This window comes from Mycobacterium shunyiense (assembly GCF_058270075.1).
The window spans coordinates 792,548-816,008 of sequence record NZ_JBZDPU010000015.1 but is presented as its reverse complement, the minus strand read 5'-3'; the positions used below and the strand labels follow the sequence as shown (position 1 = coordinate 816,008).

Genomic DNA, 23,461 nt, shown 5'->3' with positions numbered 1-23,461 from the left:
CTTCTCAGGCGATCGGGACGAGGAGTTGGCGCAATGCGTGGCCGGCGGCCAGATCGTCGAGAGCGTCCGCGGCTTCGGCCAGGGGGCGCCGGGCGGAGATCATCGAGGCCAGGTCGAGGTTGCCCGCCATCACCTCGTCGACCAGCTGCGGGATGTCGCGCTCGGGAACCGCCGAGCCGTAGTTTGAGCCCAGGATCCGTTGATCGGCTTCGGCCAGTGCGAGCGGGTCGAAGCTGGCCCGCTCACCGGCAGGCGGGAGCCCGACAATGACGGCGGCCCCGCCGAGGCCCAGTGCCGCGATGGCCTGCTCGGTGGTGGCGATCTTGCCGATGGCGTCGAAGATGTAGTCGTATCCGTCGGGCAGCACCTCGCGCAGGGCTGCCACGACATCCTCGACCGCCGAGGCATCGACGGTGTCGGTGGCACCGAGTGTTCTTGCCAGGGAGAGCTTTTCGGCGACGACGTCGACCGCCACGATGCGTGACGCGCCGGCCAGTCGGGCGCCCTGGACGCAGGCCAGACCCACCCCGCCGCAGCCGATCACCGCGACGGTCGAATCGGGTTGCACGTCGGCGGTATTGCGCACCGCGCCCACTCCGGTGGCGATCGCACAGCCCACGATCGCGATGTCTTCCAGCGGCGCATCCTTGCGGACCTTGATCGCGCCGCTGCGGGGGACCACGACCTGCTCGGCGTAGGAGGACACCCCGAGGTAGTGGTGGATCTGGCCGCGCTCGTTGGACAGCCGGGTGGTTCCGTCGTACAGGGTGCCGCCGGTGGCCACGACCGACGCCACCAGCGCGCACTGGGCCGGCCGGCCGGCCTGGCAGGCGCGGCATTCACCGCAGCCCGGCACCCAACTGAGCACCACATGATCGCCGGGTTCGAGGTCGTCGACGCCGGGGCCGACCGCGGTGACCACGCCGGATCCCTCGTGTCCCAGCACCACCGGCGCCGGGACATCCCAGGCGCCGGTGGTGACGTGCAGGTCGGAGTGGCAGACGCCGGCGGCCGCGATCCGGACCTGCACCTCGCCGGGGCCGGGGGCAGCGAGGTCGACGTGCTCGATGCTGATGGTTCCGTTGCCGTCGAGGACGGCGGCCTGAATCCGCGTCGACTCGCTCGTGGGTTCGGTTGCAGGTGCAGGCACCGCGTGCCTTTCTGTGCTTTGGGGGCACCGCCCACGTGTAGGGTTCAATGCCATAAAACAATGGCTGTGTTTTACACCACTAAACGAACGGGCGTCAACAGGAAGGGGGAGCCTCAGTGGCGGACGGGGGCCAGACCGGCACGGAGACCGGTATGGGGCGGGCCGGGGCGCGGCTGCGTGAGTTCCGCGGTCAGCGCGGATTGAGCCTGACCGAGGTGGCCGCCCGGGCCGAGGTGACCAAGGGCTTCTTGAGCCTGGCCGAGCGGGGGATGACCAATGTGTCGGTCCCGGTGCTGATGCGCATCTGCGATGCCTTGGAGATCGGCATCGGTGATCTGTTCGAGTACCCCTCGGCGCCCGTGGTGCGCAGCGGAGCCGGTGCGCCGCTGGAGATGGGCGGACACGGGGTCAGGGAAGAGTTGCTGACCCCGAAGACCGAACACCATGTGCAGGTGATGCACACCATCATGCGGCCGGGCGGTGGTTCGGGAGGGGCCTATCGGCTCGATGCCGCAACGATTTTCGTCTACGTGCTCAAGGGTGGACTCAGCATCACCGTCGAGGGCCAGACCACGTTGCTCGACACCGGCGACAGCATGACCTTCGGTGCGACCCAACTGCATGACTGGCACAACCCGACCGACGACGAGGCCGAGGTGCTCTGGACCATCGCCCCGCCGGTCGGGGCCGAGGATTTCCGCGCAGCGGTGCGCGGTGTCGAGCCCGGTTCCGCGAAAGTGACGTAGAGGTCGAAGGCAAGCGACCGAGAGCGACCACAGCGTTCACTCTCGGTGAGGAAAATCAGAACCCCGACCCGTGCACCTCGTGGCCGGGCTTCTCGATCATCAAGCCGTAGTAAGCGTCCTCGACCTTCGCGCCATGGTTGATCACCGCGTCGACCTCGCGGGCGATCGGCATGTTGAGCCCGTACTTGTCGGCGAACTCCATGATCACGCTGGCGGCCTTGACGCCCTCGGCGACCTGATTCATCGACGCGATGATCTCGTCGATGGACTTGCCCGATCCCAGTTGTTCGCCGACATGGCGGTTGCGACTGCGCTGGCTGGTACAGGTGACGATGAGGTCTCCCATGCCGGCCAGGCCGGCGAACGTGTCGCGCTGGCCGCCGACTGCCTCGCCCAGTTTGGCCATCTCCCGCACCGCGCGGGCCATCACCATCGCGCGGGTGTTCTCTCCGATGCCCAGTGAGTAGCCCATGCCGACGGCGATGGCGTAGACGTTCTTGAGCGCGCCGGCCATCTCCACGCCCACCACGTCGTCGGTGGTGTAGGTGCGAAAACGTTTGGTGCGGAACAACTGTGCCAGGTTCGCTGCCAGATGTTGGTCGGGCATGGCCAGCACTGCGGCCGCCGCATAGCCTTCGGCCACCTCGCGGGCGATGTTCGGCCCGGCCAGGATGCCGGCCGGATGCCCGGGCAGCACCTCGTCGACGATCTCGCTCATCCGCATGTTGGTGCCCTGTTCCAGGCCTTTGACCAGGGAGACCACCGGCACCCACGGGCGCAGTTCACGGGCCAGTTCGGTGAGAACTCCGCGGAAGCCGTGGGACGGCACACCCATCACGATCACGTCGGCGCAGTTGGCCGCCTCGTTGAAATCGTTGGTGGCCTTGAGGCTTTCGGGTAACACCACCTCGTTGCCCAGGTAGCGCGAGTTGCGGTGGTTGTCGTTGATGTCCTCGGCAGTCTCCGCCGAGCGCACCCACTGCAGCGTCGGCCCGCGCCGGGCGCAGATGGAGGCGACGGTGGTGCCCCAGGATCCGCCGCCGAGGACGACGACGTTCGGTTCGCGTTGCGCTGGTGCCATGGCGATCAGCGTATTGCCGAGACGCGGTTGCTGAGCGCAACTTGTCGAACTGGGTCAGCCGGTGGCGGTTCTGCGTCGGCTCAGTGCGCCGATGACCGCGGCCGCCAGGCACGCCGTCGACACCGCGCCGGCGAACCACGGGAAGACGGTGGCCAGATCCCAACGGGTGGCGGCCCAGCCGGCCAGCAGGGTCGGGACGGCCATGGCGGTGTAGGCCAGCAGGTAGAACGCAGACATGGTCTCGCCGCGCTGGTCGGCCGGGACGACATGGGACAGGTGCCGCAGCGATCCGCCGAACCCGAGCCCGAACGTCGCACCGAGCATTGCTGCCGCGACGAACACCAGGGGCCAGGAGTGGGTGAGCAACACCGGAATGGTCAGTATCAGGGTGATCGCCATGCCGATGTCACCGATGATCGCGGAACGGTGTGCCGGGATGCGGGTGGCAGCCAGTTGGGCCATGGCCGCGGAGAACGCGGTGATGGCCACGACCCCGCCGCCGAACACCAGGTTCTCGATGTGGGTCTGGTGGGCGGCCAGTGACGGATACAGCGACAGCAGTACGCCCAGGACCGACCACGACGCCATGGCGCCGAGTGCGGCGAACCAGAAGTCTGATCGAATTTCCTTGGCCACAGCGGGTTTCGAGATACGGATCGGGCCGGGGGAACGGGTGGTGTGGGTTTCGCGCAGCGCCAGTACGCCGACGCCGACAAGTACGCAGATCACCGCGACGACGGCGTAAGGGGTGCGCAGCGGGTGCGGGGCGTACTGCGCGAGGACGGCGGAGCCGATGATCGCCACCGTCATGCCGATGTTGAAGGCGACACCGCTGAGTTGTCCCGACCGCACACCGCGGTGCGGGCGCAGGTCCAGCAGTGCGGCGGCGGCGACCACCACGATCGATCCGATGGCCGCGCCGTGGATGGTGCGGGCCAGCAAGAGCAGGGCCATGTTGTCGGCGACCAGGAACACGCCGAGCCCGATGAGCATGGCGATCAGGGCGCCGACGAGTACGGGCTTGCGGCCGATCACGTCGGAGATGCGGCCGGAGATGAGGACGGCGGCCAGCGCGGCCAGCGCGTACACCGCGAAGATGACCGTGGTGGCCAGCGGCGTGAGATGCCAGGCTGTTTCGTAGATTCCGTACAGCGGCGCGGGCAGGCCCGAGACTCCCAGCGCCACCCCGCTGAAGATGAGCAGCAGCGGATAGGCCCAGCGTTGGCCGTGCTCGACTTCGCGCCCGAGGGCGGTCTCCGCCGAAATCTGCGCCATCGCCACTCCCCGTCCGGTAGGTTCGATGCTCATCGAACCTGGCCGAGCCTACGCCGGGTTTGACGTTCATCAAACTTGTTTCTGGCGGGGGACACGCATGGCAGATGCTCCGACGGTCGAGGCGCCGTGTCCGGTGGGCACGTTGCCTCAATTGCTGGCTGCTCTGCAGGACCCTGTGCGGCTCGAGATGGTGCGCCGCCTATACGACGCCGGTGAGCCGGTGAAATGTGCGGGGCTCTATGACGGCATCAACAAGTCGACGGCCACTCACCACTTCAACATCCTGCGCGACGCCGGCCTCACCGAGCGGGTGATCAGTGAGGGTCACGTCTATCAGCGGTTGCGCGCCCATGATGTGGACGCCGCCATGCCCGGTCTGCTGTCTGCGATCGTGGCGCAGGCGAACCGGGAAGCCGGTACGGCCGAGATGTTGCGAAACCCGACTGACATCGCCCGTAGTCAGTAGACTTCGGCGCGGGCGGTGAGCCAGGCGGCGGGACGCCCATCGTCGGCAAAAATCCGACAGCATTTCCACCCTTTCGGCACGATCGGCAAAGTTAACGGCCATACCGGACACTGATTCCGCAGCGAGTTCGTTTGTGCGGCGCGAATCCTCGGTCGGTCAGAGCGCGGCACTTGCGTCGGCGTCAATGCCGATCGCCCTCGCAATGGCCTGAATGCACTGTATTTACACGTGATACAGGAAGTGACAAGGCATCGTCCGCACGTTCGAGTGGTGGTGGCTGCGTGACGCCGGCAGCGGGTGGTTTGCCGGAAATTGATGAGCCCATCTCGCTAAGTGAATGATAATTCGGCAAAACGTTGACGGGGATCGAGTCTCGACGTTACGGTGCCATCCAATGCGAGTTATTCGGCCGAGAGCGGCCGTACCTCGGTTTGGGGAGGGTTGATCTTTGCTGGTTCTGCTGCTTAATGAGAGAGGATGACGGCGCCGCCTGAGAGCGTGACCGATGGGGTCGAACCGGAGCGGGGAATCGACGCCATCGAGAATTGGGCCACCGGTTATGCCCGGCGTCATCCGCTGGCGTCGCTCGCCACGGTCGGGGACCAGTTCGTGCTCGGCGTCCGCACCGTCCAGATCCTGTTCCTCGACCTTGTGACGGGCCGCTTCCAGTGGCAGGAGTTCATCCGGCAGGGCGCGTTCATGGCCGGCACCGCCGTGCTGCCCACCGTGCTGGTGGCCCTGCCGATCGGCGTCACCCTCTCGATCCAGTTCGCGCTGTTGGCCGGACAGGTCGGCGCGACGTCACTGGCCGGCGCGGCCAGTGGCCTGGCGGTGATCCGGCAGGCCGCGTCACTGGTCGCTGCGGTCCTCATGGCGGCTGCGGTGGGTTCGGCGATCACCGCCGATCTGGGCTCGCGGACCATGCGTGAGGAAACCGACGCCATGGAGGTCATGGGTGTCTCGGTGATTCAGCGGTTGGTCGTGCCGCGCTTCGTCGCCGCCATCATGATCGGCGTGGCGCTGACCGGGGTGGTGTGCTTCGTCGGCTTCCTGGCCAGCTTCCTGTTCAACGTCTATTTCCAGAACGGCGCCCCCGGCAGCTTCGTGGCAACCTTCGCCTCGTTCGCCACCACCGGCGACATGATCGTGGCTCTGGTGAAGGCGGTGATCTTCGGCGCCATCGTCGCGGTGGTGTCGTGTCAGAAGGGATTGTCGACCAAAGGTGGGCCCACCGGTGTGGCGAACTCTGTGAATGCGGCGGTAGTGGAATCGATTCTGTTGCTGATGGTGGTCAACGTGGCGATAAGCCAGCTCTACATCATGCTGTTCCCCCGGGTCGGGCTGTGACGTGACGGCCTCGGCATTCGTTCCGCCGCTACTGGCGCCGTGGGTCCGGCTCTACCGGCGGGCCTCCAAGCCGGTCATGCGGCTGGGCCACATGATGGTGTTCTTCGTCCGGGCGCTGACAGCGGTACCGATCGTGCTGCGGCACTACCGCAGTGAATTCGTCCGGCTGCTCTCCGACATCGCCTGGGGCAACGGCTCACTCGTGGTCGGCGGCGGCACCATCGGGGTCGCGGTCGTACTGGGCATCACGATGGGTGCACTCGTCGGTATCGAGGGCTACAACTTTCTCGATCTGCTCGGGCTCGGTCCGGCCACCGGCATCATCTCGTCGTTGGTGAACACCCGCGAGCTGGCACCGATCGCGGCGTCGCTGGCCTTCGCGACGCAAGCCGGTTGCCGGTTCACCGCGCAGCTGGGCTCGATGCGCATCGCCGAGGAGATCGACGCACTCGATTCCATCGCGATCCGTCCGATCCCGTATCTGGTCACCACGCGGCTGATGGCTGCGGTGATCGCCGTGATCCCGCTCTACGCGCTCTGTCTTGCGGTCAGCTATCTGACCACCCAGTTGGTGGTCTTCCTGATCAGCGGCGGTTCGACCGGTTCCTATCTGCATTACTTCAGCCTCATGCTGTCCGGGCAGGACATCCTCTACTCGGTGCTGAAGGCAGTCATCTTCGTGTGGATCGCCTCCACGGTGCAGTGCTACTACGGGTTCTACGCCTCGGGCGGACCGGTAGGGGTGGGTGTGGCCGCCGGTCACGCCATGCGCGCCAGCATCACCGTAGTGGTGATCGTCAACATGCTGCTCACCATGGCGCTGTGGACGGTCGATTCAGGAGCGAGGTTCGGCGGCTAGATGGGTAACTCGCTGGAAATGGATGGTCGGGGTCCGTCCGACCGTCAGTTGCTCGGCTGTGGAGCCGCGGTACTCGTTGTGGCAGCGCTGGTTTCGACATTCCTTCTGGTGAAGGCCACCGGGAAGCTGGACGACCGGGTGCCGGTGGTGGCCGCGCTGGTCAACGTCGGCGACGGTCTACCGCAGCGGTCCGACGTCAAGTACCACGGCGTGCTCGTCGGGATGGTCGACGACGTCGTCCCCGCCGCCAACGGCGACCCGAACTTCGTCCACATCGACCTCAAACCCGAGTACGCCGGGTCCATCCCGAACACGGTGACCGCACGGGTGGTGCCCAGCAATGTCTTCGCGGTGTCGTCGGTGCAACTCGTCGACAGGGGCCCCGGTGCACCCATCGCGGCGGGCGCCCAGATCCCCGAGGACACCGAGCTTCCCACGGTGCTGTTCCAGACCACGATCAGCAAGCTGCGCGATGTGCTTGCCGCGACGGGTCGTGGCCGTGAGGACAAGACAGTGGGCATCCTGGCCGCGGTGAATGCCGCGACCGAGAACCGTCGCAACGAATTGCTCACCAGCGGAGCGCAATTGAACCGGTTGATCGATCAACTCGATGCGGTGGTGGCGACCGAGCCCGGCGACACCACCGTCTCCGCCCTGATCGATGCGACCCACGGGTTGCAACAGACCGCGCCGGATCTGCTCGACGCCCTGCACAAGGCGGTGGAGCCGATGCGCACGCTGGTCGAGCAACGCTCGCAGCTGAACACGATGATCAACGGCGGGATCCACACCGTGGGGACCACCCACACCGCTCTGGACAACCACACCGATCAACTGGTCAAGACCACGTCGAACCTGACCCCGGTACTGGGCGTGCTGGCGGACACCTCGAACAACTGGGTGCCGGCCTTCGTCAAGCTCAACCAGCTGTCGGGCAAGTTCTTCGATCACGTGTGGATGCCCGAGAACGACTTCGGCAACATGCGGGTGAACCTCTCGCTGACACCGAGCTACGCCTACACCCGTGCCGACTGCCCGCAGTACTCCGGGCTCAAGGGTCCCAGCTGCTTCACCGCCCCACTGGTGCCGACCCGCCCGTCGCTGCCGGATGTGTTGCTTCCGGAGAACTACCAACCGCCGGCGGATCTGCTGCCGCCGCCCGGAACAGCGTTGGGCGCCAACGGGAATCTGGTCGCGGTCGGTCCGCCGTTGGTCAACCCGAACCCCGACCTTTCGGATCCGAATCCGCCGCTGCCACCGTGGATGCCGCCGGCCGGGCCGGTGCCGGGGACGGCGAACCCCGCACTCATGCCGACGCCGCCTCCGCCGGTGCCGCTGTCGCCGATCGCACCGGTGGCACCGCGGCCGCCCGGTTCACCGCCGGCGGCGTCGGTCCCCGGGTCGGCTCCCGCACCCGGTGCAGCGCCGGCACCTGACGGTCCACTGCTGCCCGCCGAGGCGCCGCAACCAGTTTCAGGAGAGGGAGGCCGATGAAGTACCGCGGGGCAATGATCGGCCTGTCGCTTTTCATGGTGGTCGCGCTCGGGTTGACGTGGCTGGTGTACGTCACGCTGCGCCGTGATGTGGCCGGTAAGACGGTGCCGTACGCCGCACTGTTTTCCGACGTGTTCGGCCTGCGTGAGGGCGACGACGTCCGGATGGCCGGCGTGCGGGTCGGGCGCGTCGAGAAGATCGAACTGCAGGGCGCGTTGGCCAAGGTGTCGTTCGTGGTGCAGGACAACCAGCCGATGTACGGCCGGACAGTCGCCTCGGTGACCTACCAGAACATCGTCGGGCAGCGGTATCTCGGCCTGTCGCTGGGCAATATCGGTGATCCGGGCCCACTTCCGGCCGGCAGCACGATCCCGGTCGATCAGACCGATCCGTCGTTCGACGTCGGGGCCCTGCTCAACGGCTACGAGCCACTGTTCAGCGTGCTCAATCCCCGCGACGCCGACAATCTCACCAAAGGCGTCATCGCCTCGCTGCAAGGCGACAACGCCTCGATCGTCGCGCTCGTCGACCAGACCTCGCAGTTGACCGATTCCTTCGCCGGCCGGGATCAGGAACTCGGAGAGGTGATCAACAACTTGAACGCGGTGGCCAAGAACCTGGCGCAACACAACGACAGCCTGGACGAGGTGATCACCCAAACCCGCGGCATGGTAGCCACATTCGATGCTCGCCGGCCCGAGATGGTGGACTCCCTGGGTTCCATCTCCAAGGTGGTGCAGCAGCTGTCGTCCATCAGTGACCAGGTGTATCCGTCGCTGAACGAACTAGTGACCCGGCAGCCCGGGTTCGCCGCACACATGGTGGGGATCGAACCGCAGCTGGCTTTCACCGGCGCCAACTTGCCGTTGCTGCTCAAGGGATTCGCCCGGATGACCAACGAGGGTGCCTACGCCACCACCTATGCATGCGATCTGAACGCGACGGGATTCTTCCCTGGTCTCAACGACGTCACACCGATCATCGTCGACGCGGCCACCCCGGGGAACAAGGCGCAGTACACCCCGAAATGCAGGAACATGGCCAATGGTTGATCAGCTGACGAAGACCGAGAATCCGCCGGCGCCGAAGAAGCCGAAGAAGAAGCGGCGTCCCCTGGAGAGCTACAACCGGACGTGGCTCGGGATGATGGCGATCGCTGTGGTGACCGTGCTGATCGGGGCGATGCTGATCGTCAAGGTGGCTGATGTCGGTTACCGGCAGTACACCGCGCGCTTCCAGCAGGCTGCTGCGCTCAAGGCCGGCAACCCGATCACCGTCGCAGGCATGCCGGTGGGCGAGGTGAGGAGCATGAAGCTGGCCGGTGACCACGTCGAGGCCAAGCTCAAGGTGCGCGACGATGTTCCGCTCGGACAGGACTCCCGGGCAGTCATCAAGATCACCACGATCCTGGGATCTCGCTATCTGGCCCTGCAGCCGGCGGGCACGGGTTCCTTGCCCGACAACACCTTCGACCTCACCCATACCGAGGTGCCCTACGACCTGCAGGAGGCGTTGGGCGATGTCACGACCACCTTCGAACAGGTCGACTCCGACAAGTTCGCGCAGACACTGGGCATCCTCGGCAAGCAGATGGAGGGTCTGCCTGCGGTGGTGCCCAAGGCACTGGAGAACACGCACACGCTGGCGACCATCATCGCCGACCGACGCGACCAACTGGGCTCCCTGCTGGAGACCACGGATCTGGTCGGTAACACGCTGCGTCGCCAGCAGGCCACGATCGGCAACCTGGTCGACCAGGGCAACGACCTGGTCGGCGAGTTCGTCATGCGCCGGGCCTCATTTCAGGCCATGCTCGCGGCCCTGACCAATCTGGTCCAGACGCTGACCGGCATCGTGATCGACGACCGGCCGCAGCTCGAGCAGCTGCTCACCAACCTCCGCGACCTGTCCAACATGCTGGGGCAGCATGACGATCTGCTGCGCAGCACGCTGCAGTCCGGCCCGGTGGCCCTGCGCGGGCTCGCCAACGCCACCGGCAACGGCAACGCTGGGGAGATGCACGTCGGCAACGGGCTGCTGATCGACTCCTGGATGTGTGCGATCAGCGGCCGGGCCAAGCAGTTCAACATGATCCAGTACTACAAGGACTGCCAATGAGCGTGTTCAGGAGCAAGATCGCTGCGCTGTGCGTGGCCGGTGCCGTGCTGGTCGCGGCGGTGGCCGGCGCGGGTTGGTGGTTTCTGAAAAATCGGACCGACACCATCACCGTGACGGCTCAATTTGACAGTGCTGCAGGCCTTTACGAAGGAAACACGGTAGCGGTGCTCGGCATGCAGGTGGGCCAGGTCGCCAAGATCACGCCCAAGGGCAATTACGTCGAGGTCGAGTTCACCGTCGACAAGGACGTTTCGGTCCCGGCTGATGCGCAGGCGGTCACCATCTCCAACTCGATTCTCACCGACCGCCAGATCGAGCTGACCCCGGCTTACCACGGTGGGGCCACGCTGCAGAATCACGACACGATCGGCCTGAACCGAACCAGGACGCCCGTCGAGTTCGCCCGGGTGCTGGATGTGTTGGACAAGTTGTCCTCGTCGCTGAAGGGCGACGGCAAGGGCAACGGACCGCTGGCCGATGTCGTCAACGCCAGTGCGGCGATCGCCGACGGCAACGGGCAGCAGATGAAGGACGCTCTCGGTGAACTGTCGGACGCGTTGCGGCTCAGTGCGGATCGCGGAGCGGTGACTCGCGACCAGCTCACCACGATCGTGCGGAACTTGAGCTCGTTGTTCGAAGCCGCCTCCCGCAACGACGCCACGTTGCGGGAATTCGGTTCGTCAGTGCGTCAACTCAGCCAGATCCTGGCCGACGAGAACTTCGGCAGCGGCACCACCGGCAAGAAGATCAATGAGGTGATCACCCAGGTGGGCGAGGTATTGCAGACCCACCGCGAAGAGGTGAAACAGATTGTCCTCAACGGCAATACCGCGCTGACCACGACGGTGGACCAGCGGCGTGATCTCGCAGAGTTCCTCGATCTGGCCCCGTTGACGCTGGACAACATCTACAACATCGTCGATCAGAACAACGGCTCGGCGCGGGCACACGTCCTGGTGGACAAGGTGCTGTTCGACTCGCAGACCGTCAAGGAGGTCTGCAACATGATGGGACTGCGGCAGCTCGGCTGCAGCACCGGAACGGTGCAGGACTTCGGTCCCGACTTCGGGCTTTCCTACATGCTCGACGGCATGGCGGCGATGGGGCAGCGATGAAACGACCGTGGCGTAAATACGTTCTGCTGGTGGTGATGACGGCATGTCTGGCCGTGTCGGGATGCGCCTCCGAAGGCCTGGCCAGCCTGCCGTTGCCGGCACCCGGCGTCGGTTCTGGCGGCTACCGGCTGACCGCGGTGTTCTCGAACGCCTTGAACCTGCCGGCCAATGCCAAGGTGAAGTTGGCCGGTGCCGACGTGGGTGAGCTCGAGTCGATGGTGGCAAAGGACTACACCGCCGTGACCACCCTGCACATCATGGACGGGGTCCGTCTGCCCCATGGCACCACCGCCGAATTGCGTTCGGCGACACCGCTGGGCGACGTGTTCGTCTCGGTCAGGCCGCCGAGCCCGGTCGACGCGAACGCCCCGCTGCTCAAGGACGGCGACACCATCGGTCTGGACGACACCCGCGCCGCCGCGACCGTGGAATCACTGCTGGGCTCGGCGGCGATCCTGGTCAACGGTGGCGCCGTGCGCAACTTCACCAACATCATCAACGGGATGGGCAAGGCCACCGGTGATCAGGGGCAGGCGTTCGGCAATCTGATCGCCAAGACGAACCACACGCTGGGCACCCTGAACGCGCGCTCCGACCAGCTGTCGACCGCCATGACCGAGACCTCGCGGCTGTTGAAGCAGATCGACGAGAAGAACCAGACCGTCAGTGAGTTGATGGATGCGGCCGGGCCGGCCACCGACACACTGGCCGAGCACACCACCCAGATCGCCGACCTGATCACCCAGATCGGCGACACCTCTGCGCAATTGCGCAAGTTCCCGTCGATCGCGGGTACCGACACCAGCGGGCGCAGCGTGATCGCCGACGCCAACAAGGTGGCGGGCGCGTGGAACGATGTCGCGCTGTCCCCGGATGCCTCGCTGTACGCGCTCAACCGGCTGATGCCGCCCCTGGTGAAAGCGACGTCCGGCAGCGGCCTTTCGGTGCGCGCCAGCATCGACCGGCTGGTTCTGGGATCGATTCCCGATATCGGGTTCGGCGGTGATCCCGGATTGCACGGCCCCAAGCGTTACAACTGGCATCAGCTGGTCGGCTCGCTGCAGTACACGTTGTTGCGGCTGCAGGAGCGCGTCGTGGGTCGTGGCCCTGCGGTACCGCAGATGCCGGTGATTCCCAGCCCGACCGAGCCCGGTGAGATCGTCCCGGCACCCGCGGCTCCTCCGGAGCCACCCCCGGGTGAGCCGCCGGCTGTCCCCGCTGAGCCACCGGCGCCGGTGCCGGCGGCGGAGGTGCCGCGATGATCAACTCACTGGCCGACCTCGTCGTCGGCGTGGTCCGGGCCGGGTATCGGCGTCGCGCCTGGCTTTCGGCCGGCGCGCTGGTGATGACCCTGGTGGTGGCCGGCGCCTACCTGATGATCGGGGCGCTGCGGGTCAAGCCGTTCGACTCGAGTTACCGCATCACCATCGAGCTTCCGGAATCCGCCGGCCTGCTGCCCAACCAGGACGTCACGTTGCGCGGCGTGCGGGTGGGGCGGGTGGAGCGACTCAACATCACACCCGCCGGGGTCAGCGCGGTCGTCAACGTGAATTCGGCGGTCTCCATCCCGAAGTCCAGCGATGTCCGGGTGTCCGGATTGTCACCGGCCGGTGAGCAGTACATCGATTTCGCGGCCAACACGGCAGACGGCCCGTTCCTCACCGACGGCAGTGTGATCGGTCTGGGCAAGGCCACGGTGCCGGTCAGCCTGGCCCAGTTGCTCGCCGACGCCGACGGTGCGCTGGCCCAGGTCGATACCGCCAAGCTGGAAGTGATCCGCCGGGAACTGAGCATGTCGCAGGCTGGGCCGGGCAAGCTCAAAGACGTCATCGACGGCGGCACATTCCTGCTGTCCACCCTGGATTCGGTGCTGCCCGAGACGGTGAGCATGCTGCGCAACAGCCGCGTGGTGTTCAACCTGATGTCGGAGAAGAACGCCGGGATCGCCGTCGCGTCGGACAACCTCGACTCGTCGTTCGACGGGATCAACAAGATGCGTGAGGGCTTTCGCCGGCTGACGAATCAGACCCCGGGAGCGTTGAACTCGGTCGACAACCTGTTCACCGACAACTCCGACACCATGGTGCAGTTGCTCGGGAGCCTCGCCAGCACTTCGCAATTGCTGTATCTGCGGGTGCCGGCCTTGAATGCACTGTTCCCGAACTACCGCACCTCGGTGCTCGACGCGCTGGGCAGCGTCATGCACGACAACGGGCTGTGGGCAACGGCTGACATCTATCCGCGCTATACGTGTGACTACGGGACACCGCGCCGGCCACCGGCGTCGGCCGACTACCCGGAGCCCTACATGTACACGTATTGTCGCGACGACCACCCCGGTGTCCTGGTTCGTGGCGCCAAGAATGCGCCGCGTCCGGCAGGTGACGACACCGCGGGCCCGCCGCCCGGAGCCGACCTCGGGCGCACGACCGATCCGACACCGAAGGGGCGCTACACCATTCCCACGCCCTACGGCGGCCCGACCCTGCCGATCGAGCCGCCCCGCTAATCCACCCAACCTCACCCAAAGGAGATGACGGTGACTGTGACGACGGACAAGAAGACAGACGACGATCAGACCGAGACCGTCGACGACGCAATCGGTATCGAAGAGACGGCCGAGGAGGTCGCTGATACTGAGACGGAGTCTGACTCCGAGTCGGAGGCCGACGACGAAGCCGATGCCGACGACGAAGCCGACGAAGAAGCCAAGGACGAAACCGAGGACGAAGACGCGGCAGAGCCCGAGCCCGAATCTTCGGACGCAACCTCACGGGGCCGGCGCCGCTGGGCGCTCGTCGGTGTCGTAGCTGTCGTGGTTGCTGCCTCCCTGGCACTTTCGGGCTTCCTCGGGTGGCAGCTGTGGCAGACCAAGCAGATCGCACAGGCCGGCCAGCAGGCGCAGGATGCCGCGGTCAACTATGCCCAGGTCTTGACGAGTATCGACTCCAACAAGGTCGACGAGAACTTCAACCAGGTCCTGGCCGGTGCCACCGGAGAGTTCAAGGACATGTACTCACAGTCGAGCATGCAGCTGCGCCAACTGCTCATCGACAACAAGGCCACGGCACACGGCGTGGTGGTGCAGTCGGCGGTGCAGTCGGCGAGCAAGGACAAGGTCGTCGTATTGTTGTTCGTCGACCAGTCGGTGGCCAACAGCACGGTGCCCGATCCGCGGATCGACCGCAGCCGCATCAAGATGACGATGGAGAAGGTCGACGGGCAGTGGCGTGCAAGCAAAGTGGAACTTCCCTGAGGTATTGACATGTTGCGCATCGGCAAGCTGATCGGCGCGGTGGCCCTGGTGGCGGGCTCAGCGGCGGCCATCACTGTCGCCCCGCCCGCTGCGGCCTCGGCGGCAACGTTCTGTGACGAACTTGCCGGACAGTGGGATGGCCAGACCTGTCACACGTCGGTGACCTCGGACCGGAAGGCGGTTCGGGACATCAAGCTGGCGCTGCCCGGCGACCTGGTGGAAAACCCCGTCATCCGGCAGTACCTGACCAACCTGATGAACAACTGGCGCAACGCCGCGCAGAAGATGGCCGCCGACAGCTTCGGCGAGGAGCAGTTCGAGATCTTCCAGCACGGCGACGCCACGACGGCCGTTTTCCACGAGATGTACTCAGGCACCGTCGGTACCGACGCGCTCTCACATCCGAACGCGCCCATCGTCAGCGACGCCTACCGCACCTTCACGTTCGCCGGTGGGCGGCAGGTGCAGCTGGCCGACCTGTTCAAACCGGGCGTCGACCACCGGGTCGAGATCCCGCGCCTGGGCGAACCGTTCATCGTCGCCGCGCTCGATGCCGCACCGCCGCCGCACCAGCCCGGCACCTACCCGTTTACCCCGGACCGCTGGACCCCGAACAACGTGTACTCGGGCGGCTACAAGGCCTGGGCGCTGACCCAGGACGAGCTGATCCTCTACATGCCGGACTATCCGGTCGGCCGTGACTCGCCGGTCGATTTCACCCCGGGCCGGATGCAGTGGTCGATGGACGGCGGCACGGTGCAGGCGCACATCCCGCTCTCCGCGCTCGCCCCGGTGCTGCAGCCGCAGTACGGCGGCGCCTGACCGTCAGGCCGGAAGCCGTCGAGCCTTTCGATTCTTCGCGAGGCTAAAGGGTTACCCGACCCCGATTTGTTGCCACCATGAGCCGCACCAATCAGTGCGACTCCATGGGGGGCAACGGCCATGCGCCTAATCAGTTCGGTACTCGCGATGCTCAGTGCACTCGTGCTGGTACTGACCGCGTGTGGCTCGTCCGGTGAGTCCGCGCGCACCGAAGACGGCAAGACAGTGGTGCGCTATCAGGGCTGGGCCGGAGAGGTTCGATTCCAGGAACTGGCCGAGGACCTCGGCTACTACGACAAGATCAAGCTCGATTGGGTGGGGAACACCACCAGCGGACCACAGGACATCCAGTCGGTGGCCACCGGCGACATCGACGTGGGTGAGGCGTTCAACGGCGCGGTGGTCAAGCTCAACGCCGCCGGCGCCCCGATCACCTCGGTGCTCAGTTCCTACGGCGCCGACGAGGGCGAATACACCGGGTACTTCGTGTTGGAGAACAGCCCAATCCACTCGGCGCGCGACCTCATCGGCAAGAAGGTCGGGATGAATACCCTTGGTGCCCACCATGAATTCCTCACCCGGGAATGGCTGGCCAAGGAGGGGCTGACCAACGACGAGATCAAGACCGTGACCCTCACCGTGGTGCCGCCGGTCAACACCGAGCAGGCACTGCGCGAGAAGCAGATCGATGTCGCGGCGCTCAACGGGATCTGGCGGGAGACCGCCCAGGAGCGCGGCGGGATCCGGCTGCTGTTCACCGACAAATCACTGTTCGGGGCGTTCAGCTACGGCACCTATGTGGTCCGTGACGATTTCCTGGCCAAGAACCGGGACGCAGTGGCCGATTACGTCCAGGGCACCGCGCGGGCCATCCGGTGGACCCAGGTGACCCCGCGTGACGAGGTGGTCGCCAAGTTCCGCGAGATCATCGACAAGCGCAAGCGCAACGAGGACACACAGTCGATCGAATACTGGCGCAGCTCAGGTATTCCGGTGCCCGGCGCGGTGATCGCCGAACGTGAGCTGCAGACCTGGATCGACTGGCTCGTGCGCAATGGCGAGCTCAAGGAGGGGCAGTTGAAGGCCAAGGACCTCTACACCAACGAGTTCAACCCGTACGCCAACGGAACCTATCCCGACGGCAGCGGCCCTGATGGGAAAGCGTTGGCGCACAAGTGAGTACCCACTCCGAGGATGCGTCACCCAAGCTGAGCCTGCGGCACGTGACCAAGCAGTTCGCGATCCGTGGTGAGAAGACCCACTTCACCGCGATCCAGGACATCAGCATCGATGTGGCGGACGGTGAGTTCCTGGTGCTGGTCGGCCCGAGCGGCTGCGGCAAGTCGACGCTGCTGGACCTGTTGGGCGGACTGACCCGGCCGACGTCGGGGGAGATCCTGCTCGACGGCACACCGGTCACCGGTCCCGGCCTTGACCGCGGCATCGTCTTCCAGCAGTACGCCCTGCTGCCGTGGCGCACTGCCCGGAAGAACATCGAATTCGGCCTGGAGGCGAAAGGGTTACCGACGGCCGAGCGTCGGCGGCGGGCCGAGGAGTATCTCGAGCTGGTCGGGCTGCAGGGCTTCGCCGATCGCTACCCGCACGAACTGTCCGGGGGGATGAAGCAGCGCGTCGCGATCGCCCGCAGCCTGGCGTTCGACCCCGAGGTGCTGCTGATGGACGAACCGTTCGCCGCGCTGGATGCCCAGACCCGGGAATCCCTGCAGGATGAGCTGCTGCGGATCTGGCAGGCCACCGGCAAAACCATCCTCTTCATCACCCATGGAATCGACGAGGCGCTGTATCTCGGCCAGCGGGTCGCCGTGCTGACGTCGCGGCCGGGTCGGATCAAGAAGATCGTCGACGTCGACATCGACCGCAGCACCGACGACATCCGTTCCAGCGAGGGATTCCGGGCGCAACGCCATCACATCTGGTCGCTACTGCACGACGAGGTGGAACGCGCCCGGTCCGAGGAGGTTCAACATGTCTAGCGCCATCGCGGTAGCCCCAGCCGAGTCGCACGTCGAAACTCCAGCCCCGGCACCGACCGCGCCGGAGCCCGAGCGGCGCGGCCGCCGGCTGCAGACCCTCGCGTGGCGCCTGTTGCGTCCCACCGTGGTCGTCGCCGCATTCCTGGGTCTGTGGGAGGTCGCGCCACGGATCGGGCTGGTGGACAAGGTCTTCCTGCCGCCGTTCTCCGAGGTCGTCAGCGCCTGGTTCACCCTCCTGGGCAACGGCCAACTGGCCGAACATGTTTCGGCCAGCCTGTCGCGTGCTCTCATCGGCCTGGCCATCGCGATCGTGATCAGCATCCCGCTCGGCGTGGCGATCGCCTGGTACCGGCCGGTCGCGGAGTTCCTCAACCCCATCCTTGAGTTGTTCCGCAACACCGCCGCACTGGCGCTGTTGCCGGTGTTCATCCTCATCCTGGGGATCGGGGAAACCTCCAAGGTGGCGCTGGTGATCTACGCGGCGTCGTTCCCGATCCTCCTCAACACCATCTCCGGGGTACGCACCGTGGACCCCCTGCTGATCAAATCGGCGCGTTCCCTCGGACTTTCCCCGGTCCGGCTGTTCCAGAAGGTGATCCTGCTCGCGGCAGTGCCGACCATCTTCACCGGCCTGCGCATGGCGGCGGCTTCCTCGATCCTGGTCCTCATCGCCGCCGAGATGGTCGGCGCCAAGGCCGGATTGGGCTACCTGATCACGGCATCGCAGCTGAACTTCCAGATTCCCAACATGTACGCAGGGATCGTCACCATCGCCCTGGTGGGCGTCATCTTCAACGGCATCGTCGTGGCCATCGAAGGGCGGCTGTCGGGCTGGCGGGCCACCAATTGATCAAAGGATGTTCATGACGCGACAATTTCATCTCAACGCCTTCCTCATGGGTGTCGGCCACCATGAGGCAGCGTGGCGGCACGACCGCACCGATGTGCGAAACCTGACCGATGTCAAGCACTTCCAGCGCCTGGCCCAACTAGCCGAGCGCGGCAAATTGGATTCGGTCTTCTTCGCCGATGGGCTCGCGGTGGGGCCGCGGGTGAAGCACAACACCCAGGCAATCTTCGAACCGATCACATTGTTGACCGCGATGGCGACCGTCACCGAGCACGTCGGACTCATCGCCACCGCCACCACCGGCTACATCGAGCCCTACACCCTGGCCCGTAGCTTTGCGTCGCTGGATCACATCAGCGGCGGGCGGGCCGGCTGGAACATCGTCACCTCTGCCGGTGAGGACGAGGCGGCGAACTTCGGTGTCCAGGGCATTCCGGACCACGCCGGGCGTTATCGACGTGCGGCTGAATTCGTCGACGTGGCAACGGCATTGTGGGACAGCTGGGAGGACGATGCCCTTGTCCTCGACGAGTCCACCGGAATCTTCGCCGACCCGGACCGGGTGCACCGGATCGACCACGCCGGCGAGCACTTCACGGTGCGCGGCCCGCTGAACTCGCCGCGGTCGGAGCAGGGACGTCCACTGCTGGTGCAGGCCGGGTCCTCGGAATCCGGCAAGGATTTCGCCGGCCGGTACGCCGAGGCGATCTTCACCGCGCAGCGCTCGGTGGAGGACGGCAAGGCGTTCTACCGCGACGTGAAGGCCCGGGCGGTGAAGTTCGGTCGCAGCGCCGACGACGTGAAGATCCTGCCCGGCATCGTGCCGTTCATCGGCCCCACCGAGGATGCGGCCCTCGAACTGGAACAGCAGTTCACCGACCTGATCTCGCCCGAGTACTCGCTGCGTCAGCTGTCACAGATGCTCGGCGTGGACCTGACCGCGCACGCGCTCGACGCACCGTTGCCCGCGCTGCCACCCATCGAGCAGATCCAGGGCAACAAGAGTCGCTACCAACTGGTGAAGGATCTGGCCAGCAGCGAGTCGCTGACCGTGCGGCAACTGATCGCCAAACTCGGTGGCGGCCGCGGACACCGGACCTTCGCCGGCACTGCCGAGCAGGTGGCCGACAACCTGGAGCTGTGGTTCGCCGAGGATGCCGCCGACGGTTTCAACATCATGCCGCCGTATCTGCCCGGCGGCCTGGAGGATTTCGTCGAGCAGGTGGTGCCGATCCTGCAGCGGCGCGGTCTGTTCCGGACCGACTACACCGCGACGACGCTTCGCGGACATTACGGGCTGGCGCACCGGCCCAGCCGTTACACGGCGACGGCGGCTGAAACCAGCGCGTGAGCGAGGGCGTCCCGCTGCGCTCTCTGGCCACCACGGTCTTCCTGCCGTCCGCGATCTTCGGGATCGGGCAGGGCGCTGGCGCACCCGTGATCGCGCTCGTCGCACGGGATCTGGGCGCATCGGTGGGAGTGGCCGGGTTCATCGTCGCGCTCGTCGGCCTCGGTGCAGTGTGCGGCGACCTGCCGGCCGGGCGGATGGTCGCCCGGTTCGGCGAGCGTAGTTCCATCATCGTCGGGTCCTCGCTCGGCACCGCGGGCGTGCTGCTGTGCCTGATCGCCTGGAATCCACCGGTCCTCGGCATTGGCGTGTTGCTGACCGGGTTCTCCAGTGCGGTATGGGGTTTGGCGCGGCAGAGCTATCTGGCCGAGGCTGTGGGTGTCGAGCGGCGGGCCCGCGCGATGGCGCTGTTCGCCATGACGTGGCGGCTCGGCTATTTCATCGGGCCGCTCATCGGGGCCGCGGTGATCCTGGCCGTCGGAACCCATGGTGGCTTCCTCGTGCAGCTGGTCGGCCTCGTGGTGTCGGGGTATCTGATGGCCCGGCTGGCCGATCCGCCACGCGCCGAGGGAGCGGTGCCCGGCGGTGCCCGGCTCGCCGAGATCGTGCGTACACACCGCGCGCTGCTGGGCACCCTCGGCCTGGGCGCGCTGATGATGGGGGCGGCGCGGTCGTCTCGGGATGCGGTGCTGCCGCTGTGGGCCGATCACATCGGGCTGAGTGCGGCCACCGCCTCGGTGGTGTTCGGCATCGGGGCACTGGCCGACCTCTTGTGCTCGTATCCGTCCGGTGTGGTGATGGACCGCTACGGGCGGCGGGCGATGGCGGTGCCTTCGCTCGTGGTGATCGGTGCGTCGCTGTTCGCACTGCCGTTCGCCGCCGGGGTCATCGGCATGACGGCCGTGGCGGTGCTGATGGGTGTGGGCAACGGGCTGGGCAACGGCGTCATCATGACGCTGGGTGCGGACGTCGCGCCCACGGCAACCCGGGCCGAGTTCCTGGCCGCCTGGCGGCTCATGCACGACAGCGGCATGTTCCTCGGGCCGCTGGCGGTCGGAGGGGTGGCGGCGGTGGCGCCGCTGGGCGTTGCGGCGGCCGTCCTGGGCGCGGTGTCGTGCGCCGGGGCGGCCACCATGCACCGGTTCATCCCCGTCTGGCGCCCAACGTGAACAAGATCGCGAGATATCTCGAAGATCTCGCGATCTTGTTCACACTCGACCTCAGCGGTAGTTGACGAACTGCAGCGCCACGTCGAGGTCGGAACCCTTGAGCAGGGCGATGATGGCCTGCAGGTCGTCGCGCTTCTTCGAGCTGACCCGGATCTCGTCGCCCTGGATCTGCGCCTTGACGCCCTTGGGGCCCTCGTCGCGGATGATCTTGGTGATCTTTTTCGCCTGCTCGCTGGTGATGCCCTGTTTGATGTCGCCGGACACCCGGTAGGTCTTGCCGCTGGGTTGCGGGTCGCCGGCGTCGAAGGCCTTCATCGAGATGTCGCGGCGGACCAATTTCTCCTTGAACACGTCGACCGCGGCCTTGACGCGCTCCTCGGTGGAGCTGACCAGCTCGATGGACTCCTCGCCCTTCCAGGCGATGGTGGTGTCGGTGCCGCGGAAGTCGAAGCGGGTGGACAGTTCCTTGGCGGCCTGGTTGAGCGCGTTGTCGACCTCCTGCCGGTCGACCTTGCTGACGACGTCGAAGCTGGAATCCGCCATTGGACGCCTCTCCTCTTCCCTCGGTGAATGCTGCCGGTTTGTAGCTTAGGTACATCCTCGTCGCACCTTGCTGCCCGCACCACACGCGGGCTGCTGTGGCGACGCGCTCGTCACACCTGGCCTGCCGGTTTGTAACTTGGGTAGGTCCTCGTTGTACCCTGCTATTCGCACCAAACCGGAAACGGGGCGGGGCGAAACCAGGCAGATTGCCCGAGCGGCCAATGGGAGCGGACTGTAAATCCGTCGGCTTACGCCTACGCAGGTTCGAATCCTGCATCTGCCACCCTGATCAGGCCCCCTTTCGAGGGGGCCTGTTTGGTTTCTGGCTGCGCCGCGGAGCCATGAGCCCCGTGCGCACAAACTACTTGTCAGTTCGAGTTCATCGGGACTCGCTGTTCGTACGCCTGCCTGACGGAGGCGAAGAAGTCAGCATTGTGACGTTCCCCGACGGAAGTCCACTTCGGCGCGGTGCCGTCACCACGTGGGGGCCTTATTTGCATTACTTCGAGGATCTGAATTGGTACATGCTCGATGTGTTCGCGACGTGACCTGCCAGTGAGCGAGGACAAACAAAGCATTCGACAGCATCGGCAGAATCGACGTCATGACTACGCATCGCGTCGTCGACCACAAGCTGTTGAACTTCGCCAGCCACATCGACGACAACACCATCGAGCAGGCGAAGCAGACCGCCTCGATGCCGTTCGTGCATCCTCATGTCGCCTTGATGCCTGATGCCCACAGCGGCAAGGGGTCGGCCGTCGGCACCGTCATCCCGACGATCGACGCCGTGATTCCGGCGGCCGTCGGTGTCGACATCGGCTGCGGGATGATCGCGGCCCGCACCGAGTTCACCGCTGCTGACATCCAGGGTCGTGATCTGGCGGCGCTGCGGACGGCGATCGAGACGGCGATCCCGCTGTCGCCGGGCAACTACAACGACACGCTCGCCCGGTTCCCGTTCACGGCGGGCCGCATCACCGACCTCGAGCACCTGGCCAAGGACGGCGGGATCGATCTGTCGCACTCGCCCAAGTGGCGTGAGCAGCTCGGCTCCCTCGGCGGCGGCAACCACTTCATCGAACTGTGCCTGGACCAGGCTGACCGGGTGTGGCTGTTCCTGCATTCCGGCTCCCGTGGGGTCGGAAACAAGATCGCGCAGAAGCACATCAGGATTGCGCAGAAGCTGATGAAGCGGTGGTGGATCGACCTGCCCAACCCCGACCTGGCCTACCTTCCTCAGGGCACGCCGGAGTTCGGCGGCTATCTGCGGGATCTCAACTGGGCGCAGCGGTTCGCCTTCGAGAACCGTGCCGAGATGATGGACCGCTACATGTGGGTGTTCGCCGCGTGGATGGGCTATGCCCATCTGGACCAGCCGAAGACGGCGGGCGATTTCGAGGTCGAGCGAATCAACACTCATCACAACTACACCCGCAAGGAACACCACGGTGGGCGCGAGGTGTGGTTGACCCGCAAGGGGGCGATCGACGCGCACACCGGGGTCATGGGCCTGATCCCGGGCAGCATGGGAACGCGGTCATATGTGGTGCGCGGCAAGGGAAATCCCGCCGGGTTGTGCTCAGCTCCGCACGGCGCCGGCCGGCGGTTCTCCCGGAACGAGGCACGTCGCCGGTTCACGGCCGACGATCTCGCGCAGCGGATGCAGGGCATCGAATACCGCCACGGCGAGGCGTGGGTCGACGAGATCCCCGACGCGTACAAGGACATCGACGTGGTGATGGCTGACGCCGCGAGCCTGATCGAGATCGAACACGAACTCCGTCAGGTGCTCAACGTGAAGGGCATGTAGGTCCTGGTCTCGGGG

The 23,461-nt window shown here is 65.9% G+C and carries 22 protein-coding genes and 1 tRNA gene; 19 read left to right on the top strand and 4 right to left on the bottom strand.

Annotation, left to right across the window (positions count from 1 at the left end):
* Positions 1-4 precede the first annotated feature (4 nt).
* Entirely contained in the window at positions 5-1,150 is a 1,146-nt protein-coding gene (locus AC4ELH_RS18190; RefSeq protein WP_498885817.1) for a zinc-binding dehydrogenase, read from the bottom strand.
* Positions 1,151-1,266: 116 nt separating this feature from the next.
* Between AC4ELH_RS18190 and AC4ELH_RS18185 the strand changes: the two genes are divergently transcribed.
* The gene (locus AC4ELH_RS18185) at positions 1,267-1,896 is read left to right on the top strand and encodes a helix-turn-helix domain-containing protein (protein ID WP_448443668.1); all 630 of its coding nucleotides are present in this window, start codon (positions 1,267-1,269) and stop codon (positions 1,894-1,896) included.
* Positions 1,897-1,951: 55 nt separating this feature from the next.
* Here the strand turns inward: AC4ELH_RS18185 and AC4ELH_RS18180 are convergent, their stop codons facing one another.
* Together AC4ELH_RS18180 and AC4ELH_RS18175 are read right to left on the bottom strand one after the other, a co-directional pair.
* Positions 1,952-2,977 carry an NAD(P)H-dependent glycerol-3-phosphate dehydrogenase gene (locus AC4ELH_RS18180; RefSeq protein ID WP_064886803.1) on the bottom strand — a complete coding sequence of 342 codons (1,026 nt, stop codon included), beginning with the start codon at positions 2,975-2,977 and terminating at the stop codon, positions 1,952-1,954.
* Positions 2,978-3,031: 54 nt separating this feature from the next.
* Entirely contained in the window at positions 3,032-4,252 is a 1,221-nt protein-coding gene (locus AC4ELH_RS18175) for an MFS transporter (RefSeq protein WP_498886207.1), read from the bottom strand.
* Between the two features lie 97 nt (positions 4,253-4,349).
* Here AC4ELH_RS18175 and AC4ELH_RS18170 point away from each other — a divergent pair, with 97 nt between their 5' ends.
* The 16 genes from AC4ELH_RS18170 to AC4ELH_RS18095 all read left to right on the top strand — a co-directional run bounded on the left by AC4ELH_RS18170 (position 4,350) and on the right by AC4ELH_RS18095 (position 21,090).
* The gene (locus AC4ELH_RS18170) at positions 4,350-4,718 is read left to right on the top strand and encodes an ArsR/SmtB family transcription factor (RefSeq protein WP_064957022.1); all 369 of its coding nucleotides are present in this window, start codon (positions 4,350-4,352) and stop codon (positions 4,716-4,718) included.
* Between the two features lie 477 nt (positions 4,719-5,195).
* Positions 5,196-6,065 carry an MlaE family ABC transporter permease gene (locus AC4ELH_RS18165; protein ID WP_064886806.1) on the top strand — a complete coding sequence of 290 codons (870 nt, stop codon included), beginning with the start codon at positions 5,196-5,198 and terminating at the stop codon, positions 6,063-6,065.
* Between the two features lies 1 nt (position 6,066).
* A complete protein-coding gene (locus AC4ELH_RS18160) occupies positions 6,067-6,924 on the top strand; it encodes an ABC transporter permease (protein ID WP_064886807.1) in 858 nt (285 codons plus the stop codon).
* Positions 6,925-8,418, top strand: a complete 1,494-nt coding sequence (locus AC4ELH_RS18155; RefSeq protein WP_498885814.1) for an MlaD family protein — start codon at positions 6,925-6,927, stop codon at positions 8,416-8,418.
* Complete coding sequence (locus AC4ELH_RS18150; protein ID WP_064886809.1) at positions 8,415-9,470, top strand: MlaD family protein; 1,056 nt, start codon at positions 8,415-8,417, stop codon at positions 9,468-9,470. The genes AC4ELH_RS18155 and AC4ELH_RS18150 overlap by 4 nt, the downstream gene beginning before the upstream one ends.
* On the top strand, positions 9,463-10,536 hold the full coding sequence (locus tag AC4ELH_RS18145; RefSeq protein WP_498885811.1) for an MlaD family protein: 1,074 nt from the start codon (positions 9,463-9,465) through the stop codon (positions 10,534-10,536). Before AC4ELH_RS18150 ends, AC4ELH_RS18145 begins: the two co-directional genes overlap by 8 nt.
* Complete coding sequence (locus tag AC4ELH_RS18140; protein ID WP_498885809.1) at positions 10,533-11,651, top strand: MCE family protein; 1,119 nt, start codon at positions 10,533-10,535, stop codon at positions 11,649-11,651. The genes AC4ELH_RS18145 and AC4ELH_RS18140 overlap by 4 nt, the downstream gene beginning before the upstream one ends.
* Positions 11,648-12,913: an MCE family protein gene (locus AC4ELH_RS18135; protein ID WP_498885807.1), complete on the top strand. Its 1,266-nt coding sequence runs from the start codon at positions 11,648-11,650 to the stop codon at positions 12,911-12,913. Before AC4ELH_RS18140 ends, AC4ELH_RS18135 begins: the two co-directional genes overlap by 4 nt.
* Positions 12,910-14,160 (top strand): MlaD family protein, encoded by a 1,251-nt coding sequence (locus tag AC4ELH_RS18130; RefSeq protein ID WP_498885805.1) that lies wholly within the window; start codon positions 12,910-12,912, stop codon positions 14,158-14,160. Before AC4ELH_RS18135 ends, AC4ELH_RS18130 begins: the two co-directional genes overlap by 4 nt.
* 24 nt (positions 14,161-14,184) lie before the next feature.
* Positions 14,185-14,907, top strand: a complete 723-nt coding sequence (locus AC4ELH_RS18125) for an Rv1363c family protein (protein WP_498885803.1) — start codon at positions 14,185-14,187, stop codon at positions 14,905-14,907.
* A gap of 9 nt (positions 14,908-14,916) precedes the next feature.
* Positions 14,917-15,729, top strand: coding sequence for a DUF3298 domain-containing protein (locus tag AC4ELH_RS18120; protein WP_448443651.1), 813 nt, complete (start codon positions 14,917-14,919; stop codon positions 15,727-15,729).
* Between the two features lie 147 nt (positions 15,730-15,876).
* On the top strand, positions 15,877-16,908 hold the full coding sequence (locus AC4ELH_RS18115) for an ABC transporter substrate-binding protein (protein WP_498886205.1): 1,032 nt from the start codon (positions 15,877-15,879) through the stop codon (positions 16,906-16,908).
* Positions 16,905-17,723, top strand: coding sequence for an ABC transporter ATP-binding protein (locus AC4ELH_RS18110; RefSeq protein WP_498885800.1), 819 nt, complete (start codon positions 16,905-16,907; stop codon positions 17,721-17,723). Before AC4ELH_RS18115 ends, AC4ELH_RS18110 begins: the two co-directional genes overlap by 4 nt.
* Complete coding sequence (locus AC4ELH_RS18105) at positions 17,716-18,573, top strand: ABC transporter permease (RefSeq protein WP_498885798.1); 858 nt, start codon at positions 17,716-17,718, stop codon at positions 18,571-18,573. Before AC4ELH_RS18110 ends, AC4ELH_RS18105 begins: the two co-directional genes overlap by 8 nt.
* Before the next feature lie 7 nt (positions 18,574-18,580).
* A complete protein-coding gene (locus AC4ELH_RS18100) occupies positions 18,581-19,924 on the top strand; it encodes an LLM class flavin-dependent oxidoreductase (protein WP_498885796.1) in 1,344 nt (447 codons plus the stop codon).
* Entirely contained in the window at positions 19,921-21,090 is a 1,170-nt protein-coding gene (locus tag AC4ELH_RS18095; protein ID WP_498885794.1) for an MFS transporter, read from the top strand. Before AC4ELH_RS18100 ends, AC4ELH_RS18095 begins: the two co-directional genes overlap by 4 nt.
* A 51-nt stretch (positions 21,091-21,141) precedes the next feature.
* Here the strand turns inward: AC4ELH_RS18095 and AC4ELH_RS18090 are convergent, their stop codons facing one another.
* Positions 21,142-21,633: a YajQ family cyclic di-GMP-binding protein gene (locus AC4ELH_RS18090; protein WP_463791023.1), complete on the bottom strand. Its 492-nt coding sequence runs from the start codon at positions 21,631-21,633 to the stop codon at positions 21,142-21,144.
* Positions 21,634-21,833: 200 nt separating this feature from the next.
* On the opposite strand from AC4ELH_RS18090, the gene AC4ELH_RS18085 reads away from it, so the two are divergent.
* Both AC4ELH_RS18085 and AC4ELH_RS18080 read left to right on the top strand, forming a co-directional pair.
* Positions 21,834-21,916: transfer RNA gene (locus tag AC4ELH_RS18085), tRNA-Tyr, on the top strand.
* A 321-nt stretch (positions 21,917-22,237) separates the two neighbouring features.
* Entirely contained in the window at positions 22,238-23,446 is a 1,209-nt protein-coding gene (locus tag AC4ELH_RS18080; RefSeq protein WP_498885792.1) for an RtcB family protein, read from the top strand.
* The last annotated feature ends 15 nt before the right edge of the window (positions 23,447-23,461 follow it).